Source organism: Nitratireductor sp. ZSWI3, from assembly GCF_024655565.1.
Lineage (GTDB): Bacteria > Pseudomonadota > Alphaproteobacteria > Rhizobiales > Rhizobiaceae > Nitratireductor.
This window is the reverse complement of record NZ_JANKOF010000112.1, coordinates 1-15,515: the sequence shown is the minus strand read 5'-3', so window position 1 is coordinate 15,515 and position 15,515 is coordinate 1. Positions and strand designations below refer to the sequence as shown.

General features: G+C 65.1%; 15 protein-coding genes. 4 read left to right on the top strand and 11 right to left on the bottom strand.

Features of this window, described 5'->3' with window-relative positions; translation table 11 throughout:
• Window positions 1-19 precede the first annotated feature (19 nt).
• Window positions 20-904: a LysR family transcriptional regulator gene (locus tag NUU27_RS22555; RefSeq protein ID WP_257764550.1), complete on the bottom strand. Its 885-nt coding sequence runs from the start codon at window positions 902-904 to the stop codon at window positions 20-22.
• Window positions 905-1,028: 124 nt separating this feature from the next.
• Here NUU27_RS22555 and NUU27_RS22550 point away from each other — a divergent pair, with 124 nt between their 5' ends.
• Window positions 1,029-1,430: a RidA family protein gene (locus NUU27_RS22550; RefSeq protein WP_257764549.1), complete on the top strand. Its 402-nt coding sequence runs from the start codon at window positions 1,029-1,031 to the stop codon at window positions 1,428-1,430.
• Window positions 1,431-1,456: 26 nt separating this feature from the next.
• On the opposite strand, the gene phoU is transcribed toward NUU27_RS22550, so the two are convergent.
• Together phoU and NUU27_RS22540 are read right to left on the bottom strand one after the other, a co-directional pair.
• A complete protein-coding gene (gene phoU / locus NUU27_RS22545; protein WP_257764548.1) occupies window positions 1,457-2,176 on the bottom strand; it encodes a phosphate signaling complex protein PhoU in 720 nt (239 codons plus the stop codon).
• Window positions 2,177-2,262: 86 nt separating this feature from the next.
• Window positions 2,263-3,474, bottom strand: coding sequence for an ATP-binding protein (locus NUU27_RS22540; RefSeq protein ID WP_257764547.1), 1,212 nt, complete (start codon window positions 3,472-3,474; stop codon window positions 2,263-2,265).
• Between the two features lie 143 nt (window positions 3,475-3,617).
• Between NUU27_RS22540 and ppk2 the strand changes: the two genes are divergently transcribed.
• Complete coding sequence (gene ppk2 / locus NUU27_RS22535; RefSeq protein ID WP_257764546.1) at window positions 3,618-4,517, top strand: polyphosphate kinase 2; 900 nt, start codon at window positions 3,618-3,620, stop codon at window positions 4,515-4,517.
• Here the strand turns inward: ppk2 and NUU27_RS22530 are convergent.
• Window positions 4,494-6,437 (bottom strand): glycosyltransferase, encoded by a 1,944-nt coding sequence (locus tag NUU27_RS22530; RefSeq protein ID WP_257764545.1) that lies wholly within the window; start codon window positions 6,435-6,437, stop codon window positions 4,494-4,496. The genes ppk2 and NUU27_RS22530 overlap by 24 nt on opposite strands.
• A 240-nt stretch (window positions 6,438-6,677) precedes the next feature.
• Window positions 6,678-7,571 (bottom strand): autoinducer binding domain-containing protein, encoded by an 894-nt coding sequence (locus NUU27_RS25515; protein ID WP_308219992.1) that lies wholly within the window; start codon window positions 7,569-7,571, stop codon window positions 6,678-6,680.
• Window positions 7,572-7,767: 196 nt separating this feature from the next.
• Between NUU27_RS25515 and NUU27_RS22515 the strand changes: the two genes are divergently transcribed.
• A complete protein-coding gene (locus NUU27_RS22515) occupies window positions 7,768-8,592 on the top strand; it encodes a transporter substrate-binding domain-containing protein (protein ID WP_257764544.1) in 825 nt (274 codons plus the stop codon).
• Window positions 8,593-8,652: 60 nt separating this feature from the next.
• Here the strand turns inward: NUU27_RS22515 and NUU27_RS22510 are convergent, their stop codons facing one another.
• Window positions 8,653-9,066, bottom strand: a complete 414-nt coding sequence (locus NUU27_RS22510; RefSeq protein WP_257764543.1) for a tellurite resistance TerB family protein — start codon at window positions 9,064-9,066, stop codon at window positions 8,653-8,655.
• Between the two features lie 151 nt (window positions 9,067-9,217).
• Here NUU27_RS22510 and NUU27_RS22505 point away from each other — a divergent pair, with 151 nt between their 5' ends.
• Window positions 9,218-10,879, top strand: a complete 1,662-nt coding sequence (locus NUU27_RS22505; RefSeq protein ID WP_257764542.1) for a lysine--tRNA ligase — start codon at window positions 9,218-9,220, stop codon at window positions 10,877-10,879.
• A 52-nt stretch (window positions 10,880-10,931) separates the two neighbouring features.
• Here the strand turns inward: NUU27_RS22505 and NUU27_RS22500 are convergent, their stop codons facing one another.
• The 5 genes from NUU27_RS22500 to NUU27_RS22480 all read right to left on the bottom strand — a co-directional run.
• Entirely contained in the window at window positions 10,932-11,585 is a 654-nt protein-coding gene (locus NUU27_RS22500) for a thermonuclease family protein (RefSeq protein ID WP_257764541.1), read from the bottom strand.
• The gene (locus NUU27_RS22495) at window positions 11,552-12,199 is read right to left on the bottom strand and encodes a helix-turn-helix transcriptional regulator (protein ID WP_257764540.1); all 648 of its coding nucleotides are present in this window, start codon (window positions 12,197-12,199) and stop codon (window positions 11,552-11,554) included. The genes NUU27_RS22500 and NUU27_RS22495 overlap by 34 nt, the downstream gene beginning before the upstream one ends.
• A 314-nt stretch (window positions 12,200-12,513) precedes the next feature.
• Window positions 12,514-13,080, bottom strand: a complete 567-nt coding sequence (locus NUU27_RS22490; RefSeq protein ID WP_257764551.1) for an ActR/PrrA/RegA family redox response regulator transcription factor — start codon at window positions 13,078-13,080, stop codon at window positions 12,514-12,516.
• 75 nt (window positions 13,081-13,155) lie between these two features.
• Window positions 13,156-14,493: an ActS/PrrB/RegB family redox-sensitive histidine kinase gene (locus NUU27_RS22485; protein ID WP_257764539.1), complete on the bottom strand. Its 1,338-nt coding sequence runs from the start codon at window positions 14,491-14,493 to the stop codon at window positions 13,156-13,158.
• Window positions 14,494-14,531: 38 nt separating this feature from the next.
• The coding region (locus tag NUU27_RS22480) for an ATP-dependent helicase C-terminal domain-containing protein (RefSeq protein ID WP_308219991.1) at window positions 14,532-15,515 on the bottom strand (984 nt) is incomplete at its 5' end.

Below are 15,515 nucleotides of genomic sequence, written 5' to 3'. Positions count from 1 at the left end.
ACAAGCGCCCCGCTCTTTTTCATGGCGCGGCCTTCCCTGCTTCGACCAGGGCCTGCCGCCACCAATGCCAGGCTTCTTCGGCGCGCGGTGAACCCTTCGCTCGCGCCCTGACCAGCCGGAAACGCCCATGCGGCAGAACCGGCCCCGGCACCTGCTTCAGGCGTCCCGAGGCAAGCTCCTTCCGCAGCAGGGAGATGTTCGCCAGCAGCACACCCTGCCCGTCGAGCGCTGCCTGCACGGCGTGCGCCTCGTCCGAAAAACCGATGAGACGGCCGAACGGGAAATGGCCCAGACCGGCAAGGCGCCACCACTCCGCCCAATCGGGTGCACCGGGCCGCGGCACATGCCACTCGAAGGCAAGCAGCGGCAGGTTTGCCAGCGCATTGCCGTGAACCGGCCAAAGGGGCGGGGCGACCACGGGCGCGAACAAGCCTGCCACGAGGTCGACAGTATCCAGCAAGGGATCGGGCTCGCGCTCGAACCGAACGGCGAAATCCGCCTCCCCGGCGGAAAGATCCACCCGGTCGTCCGAAGCCAGCAACCTGAAGGGAACGTCGGGGAACGCCCGTCTGAACGCTGCAACCTGCGGTGCGATCCATAAGGTCGACACCGCCATGGTCGCCGCCATGAGCAAAGGACGGTCGTGCCGCTCGGCCCTAATCTCCTCGAGCGCATCGTGAACTTGCCCGAAAGCCTCCCGGACCACGGGATAAAGGCGCGCTCCGGCCGGGGTCAGCGCGATGCTCCGCACCCGCCGCTCGAACAGCGCGACGCCGAGCTCTTCCTCCAGCCTGCGGATCTGATGGCTGACCGCCGTCGGCGTGACGTTCAGCACATCCGCCGCCTTCTTGAAGCTCTTCAGCCGCGCGGCCTCGGCGAATGTCCGCAAGGGCTGAAGGGGCATCCATTTCGACATCCTGCACCCGATACAGATGAATTGGATTCATTCATAGAATGAGAAATCGCCTTTTGTCATCCGTGGCGCAATGCGTTCCTATCGCAGCCATGAATGATCTGAAGGAGATATCATGCCCATCGAACGCATCGTCACGGATCCGGATCCTTATGCGCCCTACCTGCTCTCGCAGGCAATCCGCAGCGGTCCGTTCATCTTCGTCTCGGGGCAGGCCGGTTACGACAATGAAGGCGGGATCGTCGAAGGGGGCTTCCTCGCGCAGGGCAGGCAGGCCTTTGCCAATCTCGCCCGCGCCCTCGAGGCAGCAGGGGCTTCGCTGAGCGACATCGTCAAGGTGACGATCTTCGTCACCGACATGGGGAACTTCAAGGATGTCGTGGAGCTGCGCCGCGCCTTCTTCAGTGCTCCCTATCCTGCCGACAGCATCGTCGAGGTGCGCGGGCTCTACACGTCCGAGGCGATGATCGAGATCGAGGCGATCGCCGTTTCGCCCGGCCGGACTCCGGACCGCTGAAGCCGCTGCCTCGCCGGCCCGAGCCTTCAGGAAGAGTTCGGACCGGCGACGATCTTGTGGCTCTTGTCTTCCTTGGGGCGCTCGAGCGGCAATTGCCGGCCGGTGACGATGTGATGAACCGTCTCGGCGATGTTGGTGGCGTGATCGCCGATGCGCTCGATGTTCTTGGCGCAGAAAAGCAGATGCGTGCACGCGGTGATGTTGCGCGGATCCTCCATCATGTATGTCAGGAGCTCCCGGAACAGCGATGTGTACATGGCGTCGATCTCCTCGTCCCGGTCGCGCACGAACCCGATGCGCTCGACCGAGCGCGAGGCATAGACATCCAGCACCTCCTTGAGCTGCGTGAGCGCCAGCCCGGCCAGCGCTTCCAGGCCGCGGAACAGGCGCACCGGCTGCTTGCCCTCGGTCACCGCCACCACACGCTTGGCGATGTTCTTGCCGAGATCGCCGATGCGTTCCAGGTCGGAGGAGATGCGGATCGCGCCGACGATCTCCCGCAGGTCCGCCGCCATGGGCTGGCGGCGGCCGATGATGATCACGGCGCGCTCGCCGATCTCGCGCTCCTTCTCGTCGAGGAAGGCGTCGTCCGCAACCACCTTGCGCGCGAGGCCGGTGTCCGACTGGATGAGCGCCTCTACCGCCTCGGCCACCATGCGCTCGGCGTATCCTCCCATCGCTGCGATCTGGTCTGCCAGATACTTCAGCTCATCGTCGAAGGAGCGCATGATATGCTGGGTCTGCATCTACTCGTCCATCCCTTTGCCGGCCATTTCCGTCTACAGTAAGCTATTGCGATGGCACGAAAATGAAAGTGCCGGACCGCGCTTTTTCAGGAATCCTGCGATGCCGCCGGGCTCGGCGGCAAAGGCGGGAAATGCACCGTGAAGGCGGCTCCTTCGCCGACCCTGGACTTCACGGAAAGGCGGGCATCGTGCCGCGTCAGGATATGCTTGACGATGGAAAGGCCGAGGCCCGTCCCCTTCTGAGCCCGGCTTGTTTCCACGTCGACGCGATAGAAACGCTCGGTGATGCGCGGAATATGCTCTTCGGCAATTCCGGGTCCGAAGTCCCGCACGGTCGCCCGCACCTCTTCCATGGGCCCCTTCTGTTCCGCCGAGACGACGATGCGCCCGCCGGAGCCTCCATATTTGCAGGCGTTCTCGAGCAGGTTCTCGAAGACCTGGACGAGTTCGTCGGAATTTCCCGCGACAAAAATCGGCGTCGATGGCAGCGCCTTCTCGATCGTGACGCCGGATTCGCCGGCAAGGTGGCGCATCGATTCCACCACCCCGTCGAGCAGCTGGACGATGTCGACCCGGCCGCCCGGCTTCGTGTAGGGCTTCATCTCCAGCCGTGAAAGCGACAGAAGGTCGTCGATCAGGCGGGCCATGCGCTGCGTCTGATTGTGCATGATCTGCAGGAAGTTCTCGCGCGCCTTCGGATCGTCGCGCGCGGGTCCGCGCAGCGTCTCGATGAAGCCGGCGACGGAGGCCAACGGCGTACGCAGCTCATGGCTGGCATTGGCGATGAAGTCGGCGCGCATCCGGTCGATGCGGCGCGCCTCGCTCTGATCCTTGAACAGCAGGACGAAAAGCCCCGTGTCTTTGCCGATGCGGCTCGCCACCACCCGATAAGCCCGTTCGACCGGAACCCGTTCCGCATAATTGATCGCCACCGATTCTTCCCCGCCGCCGGTGGCCTTGGCGATCAGCTCATGCATCTCCGGAGCACGGAACTTCAATCGCAGGGAGCCGCCGGCAACCGTTGCCCCGAACGCCCTGTCGGCCGCCTCGTTGGCATAGAGGATCTCCGCGTTGCGGTTGAAGACGTAGAGCGGATCGGGCACGGCGGCGGCCAGAGACGCCGCGGGCAGATCATCGATGGCGCTGGTGCCGGCCGGCATCTCGTCGGCGACGACGGGTCCGGCGCGGCGCGTGAGGAGGCGCCGCATCGCAGCCCGCATCGAAGCGCTCCAGCTCTCGGCGTCTTGCGCTCCGTTCTCCTTCGCCACCTTCCGGCGCTGCTCGTCGATCGCGTTCATATACAGTCCGTTCCCGCCAATATGAGGCATGCCTGTCGTCAACATCCCCGTGGCTGCAGGAGGCATTCCCGCCCGTCATCCCCGCTGGACCTTGTATCAAGCTGCAAATAGCATGGACACTCCCATGGTTCAGGATCGATATTATGAACAAGCCTTTGGAAAACTCGTCTGACGCCAAGAACGAACCAGTCACCATCAAAGTATCCGGCAAGAAGCGGACATTCGACATCGATGACCCGAAGCTGCCGGATTGGGTGAAGGACAGCAAGCTGAGCGCGGGCGGATTTCCCTACAAGGACGAGCTCGACAACGACGATTACGAGAAGCAGCTCGAGCGCCTGCAGATCGAGCTGGTGAAACTCCAGGGCTGGATGCAGCAGGGCGGCGCGCGCGTCCTGGCCCTGTTCGAAGGGCGTGACGCGGCCGGCAAGGGCGGAACGATTTCCCGCATCCGCGCCTATATGAACCCGCGCACGGCGCGCAACGTGGCCCTGCCGAAGCCGAGCGAGACCGAGCGCGGGCAATGGTATTTCCAGCGCTATGTGGCGCATTTTCCGACCGCCGGCGAGTTCGTCACTTTCGACCGGTCCTGGTACAATCGTGGCGGCGTGGAGCCGGTCATGGGGTTCTGCACGCCGGTCCAGCACGAACAGTTCCTCGACGAGACGCCGGACTTCGAACGCGCCATCGTCAATGACGGCATCCACTTCTTCAAATTCTGGCTCAACATCGGCCAGGAAACGCAGCTCGAGCGCTTTCATGACCGGCGCCACAGCAAGCTCAAGCACTGGAAGTTCTCGCCGATGGATGTCGCCGGCATCAAGAAATGGGACGACTACACCCGCATGCGCGACCTCATGCTGGAGCGCACCCACAGCGCGCATGCGCCGTGGACGGTCGTGCGGGCCAACGACAAGCGGCGCGCCCGGCTTGCCGTCATTCGCCGCATCCTGCTCGCAATCGCCTATGACGGCCGCGATCTCGACGCGATCGGCCCCGAAGACCAGCTCATCATCGGTTCAGGGCCAGGCTTTCTCTCGTAACGCGCCGCCACGGCGATGCGGCCGGTGCGTCGTCTTTTCCCAGAAATGCGGGCGCCAGTAGAGCTGCCAGAGACAGCGCCAGGCGGCCACCGACATCAGGCCCCAGTAAGCGGGCGTCCATACCAGCTTCTTCCAGAAAGCCGCACGCTCCGTCTTGTGCAGCGTCAACCAGCCCAATGCCAGAAAACCGGCATGGCCGCAGATGACGTTGACGGCATCGATGCACAGCAGGACGATCTGCGAGGTGCGCAGCTCGCCGCCCGTCGCAAGATAAATGCCGAGCGCGAACGCGGTTATCAGGAACACCGAATAGGCCAGGGCCGACAGCACCATGCCGGCAAAGAGGATCTGCGCCACGAGGAAGGATCCCGGGCCGATTTCCCGCAGCGTCGTCATGGGATCGCGCATATGCACCAGCCAGGTCTGTGCCCATCCCTTGAACCAGCGGGTCCGCTGCGGCACCCATGTGCGTGCGTCGGTCGGCGCGTCCTCCAACGTCGGATTGGCGATCACGCCGGTGCGGAAACCGAAGCGATAGAGCCGCAGGCCGAGATCCGCGTCCTCTGTCACATTGTACGGATCCCAGCCGCCCACCTCGATCAGCGCGTCGCGGCGGAAATGGTTCGACGTTCCTCCGAGCGGCAGCATCAGGCGCCGGCTGGCGAGCCAGGGCAGGATGCCCCGGAAGAGCGCGGCATATTCGAGCGCGAACATGGACGAAATCCAGCTCTCGCTGCGATTGCCGATGCTGAGCGGCGCCTGCACGCAGGCGAGCCGTTCTCCCCCGTCCCTGAAGGCCTGCCACGCCTCGACCAGCTGGAACGGATGCGGCCGGTCCTCGGCATCGTAAAGGGCGATGAAATCCCCCGTGGTCATCGGCAAGGCGTAGGACAGCGCCTTCGGTTTCGTGCGCGGCCCGCCGGGCGGCACTTCGATGACCTCCACATAGGAGCGCAGGTGCTGAGCGCGGACCGCTTGCAGCGTCTCCGTGTCGTCGCTCTCACAAACCAGCTTGATCTCCAGCTTCGAACGCGGCCAGACGATCCGGCCGAGGGCGACCAGGAGGTCGGGAACGATCTCGGCCTCCTTATAGAGGGCGACCAGAACGGAGTAGACCGGCATTTCAGCGGGCTGGACGCTGCTCAACCTGGCTTCGCCCGCCGGCTTCGCCGAGGTGCTGATCACCAGGCGCAGGATGACGCAGGCGAAGAATATGAGCGAAAGCACCACGTGAACCGCCAGAAGCGTGGCAGCCGGCAGCGTCCAGGAAAAGAATGCCAGCGCGACGGTTCCGGCGCCAAGCACGGCTCCCTGCCAGGCGTTGAGCACGAACCGCGAAGACTGGCGCGGGGAGGCCTGAAACAAGCCGTCCGTCGCCAACCGCATCAGTTCGGGCTCGAACCGTTCGGCGACCGCTTTGCGCAGATGGGACGGAGGGACGACGCGCATGCGGCGCGCGACGCGCGGGTAGCGGTCGATGAACGATCGCAGGGCGGGAATGTCCAGCTGGTCCGGCGCAATCAGCGCGATCGAGCGGCCGCCGCCGTCCAGCGACAGGGCCAGGCGCACGCCTCCCTTGTTGGCCAGAACCGCATACGCCTGCCATTCCTGCATCACCAGCGCCGATGGCGACGGGCGGTCGAGATATTCGAGGCCGAGTTCTGCAGCCAGCGCCTGAAAGAGAGCGCGTTCGCAAACACCGCCCGACACCGTAAGCTCGGCCTGAAAGGGCACGCCAGCGAGCCTGGCCCGCTGTTCGATCCGGGCGGCATCTTCAGCCGTAATCGACAGCGTTTCCAGGATCGGCAGCCAATCCGCCGCGGAAGAGGGACGGTGCGGAGCGGGGCACTCGATGCCCTCCACCTCTTCCCGTCCAAGTCGTTCCGCGCCGCCTGCCGTCAAGCCCCTAGTGTATTCCATGGCGGAAAGCACCGGGCGCCGCCGGACGATTCAATTGAATAAAGGAAGTAAAAAAGGCCCCTGCTATCGATCCACTTTCCGGATCAGACGTCAGCCTTGGTAAAGACAAATCCGGGCATCCCCGCCTATCCTGGAAAAGAGAATCCATTGCACCCCCCGGAGCATCGATCTCAGTCGTGTATTTTTGATACTATTAAAATTGCATATAGAAGAGTCAATCAAAATCTTAGGTTGAACAATTCACTCCAGTAAACCGCAGCGAAACGCCTCGGCAACCGCTTGTACGCGATTGGCCGCGCCGAGCTTCGTCTTTGCGTTCAGCAAGTGCTTTTCGGCAGTGTGTTCGGAAATCCCCAGTATCTGGGACACCTCCCATTCGGACTTGCCGAGCGCTGCCCATTGGAGACATTCCTGCTCGCGCGGCGTCAGCCTGGGGCGGGCGCCGAACCTGTTGAGCATGTGGCCAGGACCGAGCGTGGCCCTGGCATGCGACAGCAACTGGTCGACCTCCTCCCCGCTCATCGCCATCAGGTCGCTCATCTCCTGCCGGGACTTGCCGCGGGCGGCCCAGTGAACACACTCCTTCTGCGCCGGCGAAAGATCGCGGAACCTGTCCTCCCCGCGCAGGCTCAGCGCATGGCCCACCGCATAGGCGGAAATGAAGGAGATCTTGCCCAGGTCCTCCGGAGAAAGGTCGATCGTCTCGCCGCCATACGACATGATCACCATGCCGCCATCGAGCGTGCTGATCGCAAAGGCGACCCCGTCCACGAGCTTGAAGCTGCGGGCATCCCCGAACATCTCGCTGGCCATCCTGGAGTTCCCCCCGCGCATGGAACGCGCCTCGCTCCACGACATCGCCCTTCCTGCCCCGATGGCATGGACGACAACGGGATCATGGTCGACATAGTTGCGCGCCACATACCGATCGAGCCATTCGGCCGGCCAGGTGTTCAGGATCAGGTTGCCGACCTGCTCTTGCGGCGCCGTGCCGCGTGGCGGAATCGTGCCGGCACAGACGGTGCTCAACCCAAAACGGGAGGTGACGGAAAGCAGTTTCTCACATATTGCGGCTGGAGAGCGGGCGTGCTGAATCTGACCTATGAAGTCACGCGTTTCATCGAAATCCCGCACCTGTTTTCATCTCCTGCCTCGTGAGATATCAGAACATACACCTCACCCGCCTTGTATTTCCAATCCTATTGGATGAAATTCAATCAAAAGAGCAATGCCAGAAAACACTGAAGACTGTCCGGTGACAATGTTTAGTCGGCTTTTACATGCTCCCGGCACTTGCTTAGCGGCGGCAACCAGGTGCTTGTCCATACTGGTGATCTCAGCTGCGGCATCAGGGGCGCTCGGAACCGGCGCCGGCCACACCGCACAGCCGGACGCGCCCGGGTTCTGGGGCCAGGGGCAGCGCATTTCGAGGCCGGACCTTTCGACCCTGCCTCGGCTGCGCTTCCTGACCACGGTCGATTTCTTCCCGTTCAACTATCTCGACGCCACCGGCCTGCTGGCGGGATTTCACATCGACCTGGCCCGACAGATCTGCGCTGAGCTGGAGCTGACCGACCGATGCCAGATCCAGGCGCTGCCCTGGAGCGAGCTCGATCGGGCGATGGACGAGGGACAGGGCGAAGCCATCATGGCGGGGCTCGCCGTCAGCCCCGAAAGCCGCGATCGCTATCTCTTCTCGCGGCCCTATATGCGTTTTCCGGCGCGTTTCGTGACCCGGCTGTCGGCGAGGCTGGCCGAGCCGTTGTCGGAGAGCGTGGCGGGAAAGCGCGTCGGGGTTCTTGGCGGGACGGCCCACGAGACGCTGCTGCGCGACCTGTTTCCAGAGGCAGACGTCGTCACCTACAGCCGGTCGGACTGGCTCTACGAAGACCTGAAGTCGGGCAGGATCGACGCGCTGCTCGGCGATGGAATGCGCCTCAGCTTCTGGCTGACGGGCAACGACGCGGCCAGTTGCTGCGTGTTCGCAGGCGGCCCTTATCTGGCGCCTGCCTATCTCGGCCAGGGGCTGGCGATCGCCGTCCCGCGGGACCAGGCAGCCCTGATCGAGGCCGTCGATTTCGCCCTGCAGAAGATCGAGGCAAGCGGCGCCTTCGCCGAGCTCTACCAGCGCTACTTCCCGGTCGGTTTCTACTGAGACCGGTCCACCGGGCAGGCCACGGCGCTCACCACGCCGCCGGCGCCCGCCCGCCGATCGTCACGCCAGAGCGCGCCGCCGCGCCTGCACGGTCCGTTCGATGGCGGCCGCCACCAGCGGCTCCAGGTGGAGCCGGCTGCGCACGATATGCAGCATGCGCGCCTCTTCCGGCTCCACATGCCGGTCCGCCGCCGCGACCTCCACGGCCAGCGCGTAGGCCGTGTCGTGCAGCTTCGCCGGAACGGTGTCGCGCACGGCATTCAGGATCCGCTCCAGGCCGCTGTCCTCCTGCAGGATCTGCTGGCATTGGCGCGCCACGTCGATGATGCGGTTCTCGTCGAAGCCGCGGAACACCGGCCAGGTGCGGATGGTGTTGCCGATGATGGCCAGCTCCGCGTCGGTCATGTCGCGATCGGCCGCCGACATGACGACCATCAGGTAGATCAGGGCTTCGTGGGCGCTCGGCTCTGCCATCATATGCTCCGCTTCAGGATCAGAAGTCCGGAAAGTAGGAAGGCTGACGCGATGTCGCAACGAAAAATTGCTGCTTCGATTGACGCACCGGCGAGGCCACCTTACAGGCTTGGCCCTTGTACCTGTGTGAAACCAATTTCTGGAATGCGACATGACGACGGCAAGCCACGATGCGCTTGAACTTACGCCCGAGGTGATGGAGGCCGCAGCCGAAAGCAAGGCCTGGCCCTTCGAAGAGGCGCGCAAAATCGTCAAACGCTACGAGGGCGGAGCATTTCCGGAAACCGTGCTGTTCGAGACCGGCTACGGGCCGTCCGGCCTGCCGCATATCGGCACCTTCGGCGAGGTCGCCCGCACCTCGATGGTCAGGCATGCCTTCCGCATCCTCACCGAGGACCGGGTGAAGACCAAGATCCTGTGCTTCTCCGACGACATGGACGGCTTGCGCAAGGTGCCCGACAACGTGCCCAACAAGGAGATGCTGAAGAGCCATCTCGGCAAGCCGCTGACCAGGGTGCCCGATCCCTTCTCCAACGAGTATCCCTCGTTCGGCGCAGCCAACAATGCCAGGCTCAGAGCCTTCCTCGACCGTTTCGGCTTCGACTACGAGTTCGCCTCCTCGACCGATTACTACGCCTCGGGCCGCTTCGATGCGACGCTGCTCACCATGCTCGAGCGCTTCGACGCGGTGATGGAGATCATGCTGCCGTCGCTGCGCGAGGAGCGGGCGCAGACCTATTCGCCGTTCCTGCCGATCCACCCGAAGACCGGAGTGGTCATGCAGGTGCCGCTGGAAGAGCGCAAGCTCGACGCCGGCACCATCGTCTGGCGCGACCCGGAAAGCGGCGAGCGCTTCGAGACACCGGTGACCGGCGGCCACTGCAAGCTGCAATGGAAGCCCGACTGGGCGATGCGCTGGGCGGCGCTCAAGGTCGACTACGAGATGTCGGGCAAGGATCTGATCGACAGCGTCAAGCTTGCCGCACAGATCTGCTCGGCGCTGGACGGCACGCCGCCGGAAGGCTTCAACTACGAGTTGTTCCTCGACGAGAAGGGACAGAAGATCTCGAAGTCGAAAGGCAATGGCCTGACCATCGACGAATGGCTCGCCTATGCGCCGACGGAAAGCCTGTCTCTCTACATGTTCCAGAAGCCGAAGACGGCGAAGAAGCTCTATTTCGACGTCATTCCGCGGGCCGTGGACGAGTATTATTCCTTCCTCTCCGCCTATGAACGGCAAGACTGGCGGAACCGCCTCAGCAATCCCGTCTGGCACATTCACGACGGCGAGCCGCCGGCGATCGAGCTGCCCGTGCCTTTCGCCCTGCTCCTCAATCTGGTGAGCGCCTCCAACGCCGAGAACACCGACGTCCTGTGGGGCTTCATCTCGCGCTATGCGCCGGGCGTCACACCACAGACGCATCCCGAGCTCGACCGCCTGACCGGCTACGCGCTGCGCTATTTCGAGGACTTCGTCAAACCAGCGAAATCCTTCCGGGCCCCGGACGAGGTCGAACGGCAGGCGCTCGCCGCCCTGTCGGAGGCTTTCGGCGCATTGCCGGCCGATGCCGACGGCGAGGAGATCCAGAACGTCATCCTCGACGTGGCGCGCGGCATCGAGCGCTACCAGGATCACAAGCGGCAGAGCCCGACGGGCGGGCCGGGCGTTTCCGTCGCCTTCTTCCAGATGCTCTACGAGGTGCTTCTGGGTCAGGAGCGCGGACCGCGCTTCGGCTCCTTCGCGGCGCTCTACGGCGTCAGGGAGACCGCCGCGCTGATCGACGCGGCGCTGAAGGGCGAACTGTCGACCTGAGCATTTTGCGATCAGGTGGAAATCACCTGACGACCGCATAAGTGCAGACAGTTCACGAACCGGTTGGTCCGCCGCCGAATATGCCCTTGCGGGCCTGGCGGGCCGCCTCCGTCTGCTCCTCGTAGGGGCCGCCCGGCTCGGCGAGCGCCCAGCCGTTTTCCGTCAGCCATTTGCCGATGTCATAGCCGGCGAGCGAGCAGGCCATCGGCTTGCCGATGCCGGCTTCCTCTCCGTCGCCGCCGGGGTCGCATTCCACCGCCCGCCCCCGCAGCCAATAGCGGAAGGCGGTGCGGGCCTGCGTGCCGCAGGGCCAGACCCCACCGGCCGCCGCATCGCATGTCCGGTCCGGCGCAATCACCCGGATGCCGGCTATGGTGACGGTCTTCCCCTCGGATTCGAACATGCCGGCAGCGATCGCCACCGGCCGGAAATAGCGGGTATCCCTCACCTTTGCCATCGGTTCCGGCGCGGGACCGGCGAGCGGGCTGAGCGGCGCGCGCGGATCGGCGCGGTCGAGCGTTGCCGGGTCGACGGGCGGCGGGGCGATCAGCTCGGGCGCGATGACCCTGAGCGCGCGGCGCTCCTGGGCGACCGCCGTCCCGACGATGCCGGGCAGCAACGCCACTGCGAGGAAGACGTCCAGGATCCGGCCGCGCACCATCCCGCGCATCGCTACTGGCTCGCCCAGACGATGCGGGCCATCCACTCCAGTTCGCTCTTGCGGAACACGCGGTTCGGATGATCGGGATTGAGAGAGAGGAGTTCCACGCGCTCGCTGCCCTGACGGATAAGCACCTTGGCCATCACCTCGCCGCCGACCGTCTTGACGACCACGCGGTCGCCGCGCCTCAGTTGCGCCGAGGGATCGATGATCAGCGTGTCCCCGTCGCGGTAGAGCGGCAGCATGGATTCGCCCTGCACCTGCAGTGCGTAGGCTCCCTCGCGGGCCGGGCCCGGCAGGTCCAGATGCTCCCAGCCCTGGCCGGCGGGAAAGCCCGCATCGTCGAAGAAACCGCCGGCGCCCGCCTGGGCAAAGCCGATCAGCGGCACGCTGCCCGAGGATTGCCGGTAAGGGCCTGCCGGGAGGCCGCCGCCTTGCAGAAGCCCCAGGAACTCGGCAAGCGTCGTGTTGGTCGCCTCCATGATCTTGGACAGGGACTCGGTCGACGGCCAGCGCGGCCGGCCATCGGCCGAGCGGCGCTTGGATTTGTTGAAAGCGGTCGAATCGAGCCCCGCCTTCCGGGCCAGGCCGGAGGCCGAAAGGGAGTGACGCGCCGCCAGCGCGTCTATGGCTGCCCAGACCTTCTCGTGCGAGAGCACGGCGGCACATCCTTCCGGAACGCGAGACAGGAAAAAATACCTGTCTTGCAGTTTTAGCGCTGCGCGCGGCACTTGTCCATCAACCGGCGCTTGTCGGCAGGGCAATGGCATACGGGTTATTCTTGCCGGCTTCGCCGGCGGACCCCCACCCTCAATCCCTCCCCTCAAGGGGGAGGGAGGGACAGTCGAGCGCTCCATTATCCCCCTCCCCCTTGAGGGGAGGGGTTAGGGGTGGGGGTTCCTCAAAGACTCGAATTCCATATGCCATTGCCCCGCTCTCAAAAGGGAGAGGTGGCCGGGCAGCGGCGCGCTCTTCAGCGCGGCGCGCGCTTGGCGAGGATGCGCTGCAATGTGCGGCGATGCATGTTGAGACGGCGGGCCGTTTCCGAGACATTGCGATCGCACATCTCGTAGACACGCTGGATGTGCTCCCAGCGCACGCGGTCGGCCGACATCGGGTTCTCCGGAGGTGCCACCTTCTCGCCCGGCAGACGGGTCAGCGCCGCGAACACGTCGTCCGCATCGGCGGGCTTGGCGAGATAGTCGACCGCGCCGAGCTTCACCGCGGTCACCGCCGTCGCGATGTTGCCGTAGCCCGTCAGGATGACGGTGCGCGCATCCTTGCGCTTCTCGCGGATGGCTGCCACCACATCGAGCCCGTTGCCATCGGCAAGGCGCATGTCGATCACCGCAAAGGCCGGCGGCGCGGCCTTCACGCTCGCCACCGCCTCTTCGACGGATTCGGCTGTGCCGACCGTGAAGCCGCGGGTTTCCATCGCTCGCGCAAGACGGGTCAGGAAAGGCTTGTCGTCATCGACGATCAGGAGGGAACGGTCCTCTCCCAGCAGGGCTTCCAGATCTTCCGCGGTATCGTTCGTCATATCCAGCACGTTCAGCACTTTACACTTCCTGGTGGTCCGTGAGGATCGCACCGCTAGAATGCTTCTAACCTAATTTCATCCGCTTTCCAATTTAGGGATCTTTTCGTCGGCTTCCAGAGCGCCTCCGGAAGCGACGAACACGGCGCGCGGCCAGATCACCTCGGCGAACGCGCCCTTGCCCTTCTCTGCCAGGTTGCCGAAACGGATCATCGCACCCGAGCGTTCGAGCAGCGTCTTGGCGATGAACAGGCCGAGGCCCAACCCGCCGCCGCTGCTAGAGCCGGCGCTGCGCTTGGACATGTAGGGTTCGCCGATGCGATCGAGGATTTCCGCCGGAAAGCCGTGTCCGTCGTCGATCACCAGAAGCCCCACCTCGTTCTCGTTCCAATGCCAGCGGATGGTGACCGATTCCCTTGCGAAGTCGACCGCGTTCTCGACCAGATTGCCGAGGCCGTAGAGCACGCCGGGGTTGCGCCGGCCGACCGGCTCCGCCCCCTCCGTCACGCCCGGCTCGAAACGGATGTCGATGCCGAAGTCGCGGTGCGGCGCCACCGTCTCCTCGATCAGCGAGGTGAACGGCAGCCGTGCCATATGCGCCTCGCCCTCCGACGACAGGCTCGTCAGCTGCCTGAGGATTTCGCGGCAGCGCTCGCTTTGCGTACGAAGCAGCGTCACGTCCTCGCGGAAGCGCTCGTCGCCGCCCAGCGCCCGCTCCATCTCGCGCGCCACCAGCGCGATCGTGGCAAGCGGCGTGCCGAGCTCGTGGGCCGCGGCGGCAGCCAGCCCATCGAGCGCCGAGATGTGCTGTTCACGCTGCAGCACCAGCTCGGTCGCCGCGAGCGCGTTGGCGAGAAGCCGTGCCTCCTCGGCGACGCGGTAGGCATAGACGCCGGTGAAGGCGATGCTGGAGACGACGGCGATCCACACACCGATGATATAGACCAGGGGCATCACCAATTCAGTGCCCGGAAACCAGGGGAGCGGCCGATGGAACACCGCGAGCCCGGTGGTCAGCGCGACAACCAGGAAGGCCAGCAACGCCGTCCAACGGAGCGGCAGCGAGGTCGCCGAAATGACCACCGGCACGGTCATCAGCAGCGAGAACGGGTTGGTCAGCCCGCCCGTCATGTAGAGAAGGCCGGCGAGCTGGAACGCGTCGAAGGTCAGGATGCCTAGAGCCGCCTGCGGGGTCAGCCGGTGCGCCGCGGAATAGCGCAGCGCCAGATGCACGTTGAGCCAGGCCGACGCCGCGATCAGCGCGAAGCACAGGCCGACCGGCAGCGGAAACTCGAGCCCGTAGGCGACGACGATGACCGCCGCGCTCTGCCCGATGATCGCCAGCCAGCGCAGCTTGATCAGCGTGTTGAGCCTGAGGCCGTGGCTCGGATCGTGTGCCCTGATGTCTTCCAGCATCGCCGGGTTATGCGGGAAGTCTCCCGTTCCTCCAAGAACTATTTGCCGCGCGGTTTGGCGCGGTGCGTCGCCACGGCATTGGCCGGATCCTCGGGCCAGACATGCTTGGGATACCGGCCGCGCATGTCGGTGCGCACATCGGCCCAGGAGCCCGTCCAAAATCCCGGCAGGTCGAGCGTGGTCTGGATCGGCCGGTGGGCGGGCGACAGGAGCTCCAGCTTGAGCGGTATGCCGTCGGCGACGGTCGGATGCGCCTTCAGGCCAAACAGCTCCTGCACGCGGATCGCCAGGACTGGTCCGTCCTCCTCGTAGCGGATCGGCACGCGGCTGCCCGAGGGCGCGTCGTAATGGGTGGGCGCCATCGAGGAGAGCCGGCGCTGGAATTCGTAAGGCACGAGCGAAATCAGCCCCTCACGGAGGGCGCCGGGCTTCACCCTGGTCAGCGTGCTCTCGCCGGAAAGAAAGGGCAGCAGCCAGTCCTCCAGCCGCTCCGTCAGCGCTTCGTCGGACATCTGAGGCCACGGCTCGCCCTTGGCCTGCCGGAGCCAGAAGAGGCGGGCGCGCAGGGCGTCGGTCTCCTTGTCCCAGGGCAAGATCGACAGGCCATGGGCGCGCACGGCATCCAGGATCGCGCGATCCGCATCGGCGCCGGTCGGCGGCGGCAGCGCCTGTGCGCCGAGAACCAATGCGCCAAGGCGCTTCACGCGCCGCTGGCGCACGGCAGCCTTGTCGCGGTCGAACAGGGTTTCGACGGTCTCCTCGATACGGTCGCCCAGCGCCGCGACGATCTCCTCCTCCTCGACCACAGCCGCGGAGGCGATGCGCGCGTTCTCCGCCCGCCCCTGCAGGTCGGCGACCACCAGAAAGGCCGCGCCGGCAAGAGGTTCGTCTGGAGCGAGCATTCCGCCCCGCCCGTTGGCGAGCACGAAGCGGCCGAAGGCGCCGCGCGCCTTGGCCACCCGGTCGGGCCAGGCGTGGATCAGCAGGGTGCCGGCGCGCGGTGCACCGGGAGCGGCCCTGCC

Bases quoted from the DNA above. Each gene is read 5' to 3' on its own strand.
- NUU27_RS22555 (WP_257764550.1), bottom strand. From the start codon at position 904: ATGCCCCTTCAGCCCTTGCGGACATTCGCCGAGGCCGCGCGGCTGAAG.
- NUU27_RS22550 (WP_257764549.1), top strand. From the start codon at position 1,029: ATGCCCATCGAACGCATCGTCACGGATCCGGATCCTTATGCGCCCTAC.
- phoU (WP_257764548.1), bottom strand. From the start codon at position 2,176: ATGCAGACCCAGCATATCATGCGCTCCTTCGACGATGAGCTGAAGTAT.
- NUU27_RS22540 (WP_257764547.1), bottom strand. From the start codon at position 3,474: ATGAACGCGATCGACGAGCAGCGCCGGAAGGTGGCGAAGGAGAACGGA.
- ppk2 (WP_257764546.1), top strand. From the start codon at position 3,618: ATGAACAAGCCTTTGGAAAACTCGTCTGACGCCAAGAACGAACCAGTC.
- NUU27_RS22530 (WP_257764545.1), bottom strand. From the start codon at position 6,437: ATGGAATACACTAGGGGCTTGACGGCAGGCGGCGCGGAACGACTTGGA.
- NUU27_RS22510 (WP_257764543.1), bottom strand. From the start codon at position 9,066: ATGGCAGAGCCGAGCGCCCACGAAGCCCTGATCTACCTGATGGTCGTC.
- NUU27_RS22505 (WP_257764542.1), top strand. From the start codon at position 9,218: ATGACGACGGCAAGCCACGATGCGCTTGAACTTACGCCCGAGGTGATG.
- NUU27_RS22490 (WP_257764551.1), bottom strand. From the start codon at position 13,080: ATGACGAACGATACCGCGGAAGATCTGGAAGCCCTGCTGGGAGAGGAC.
- NUU27_RS22485 (WP_257764539.1), bottom strand. From the start codon at position 14,493: ATGCTGGAAGACATCAGGGCACACGATCCGAGCCACGGCCTCAGGCTC.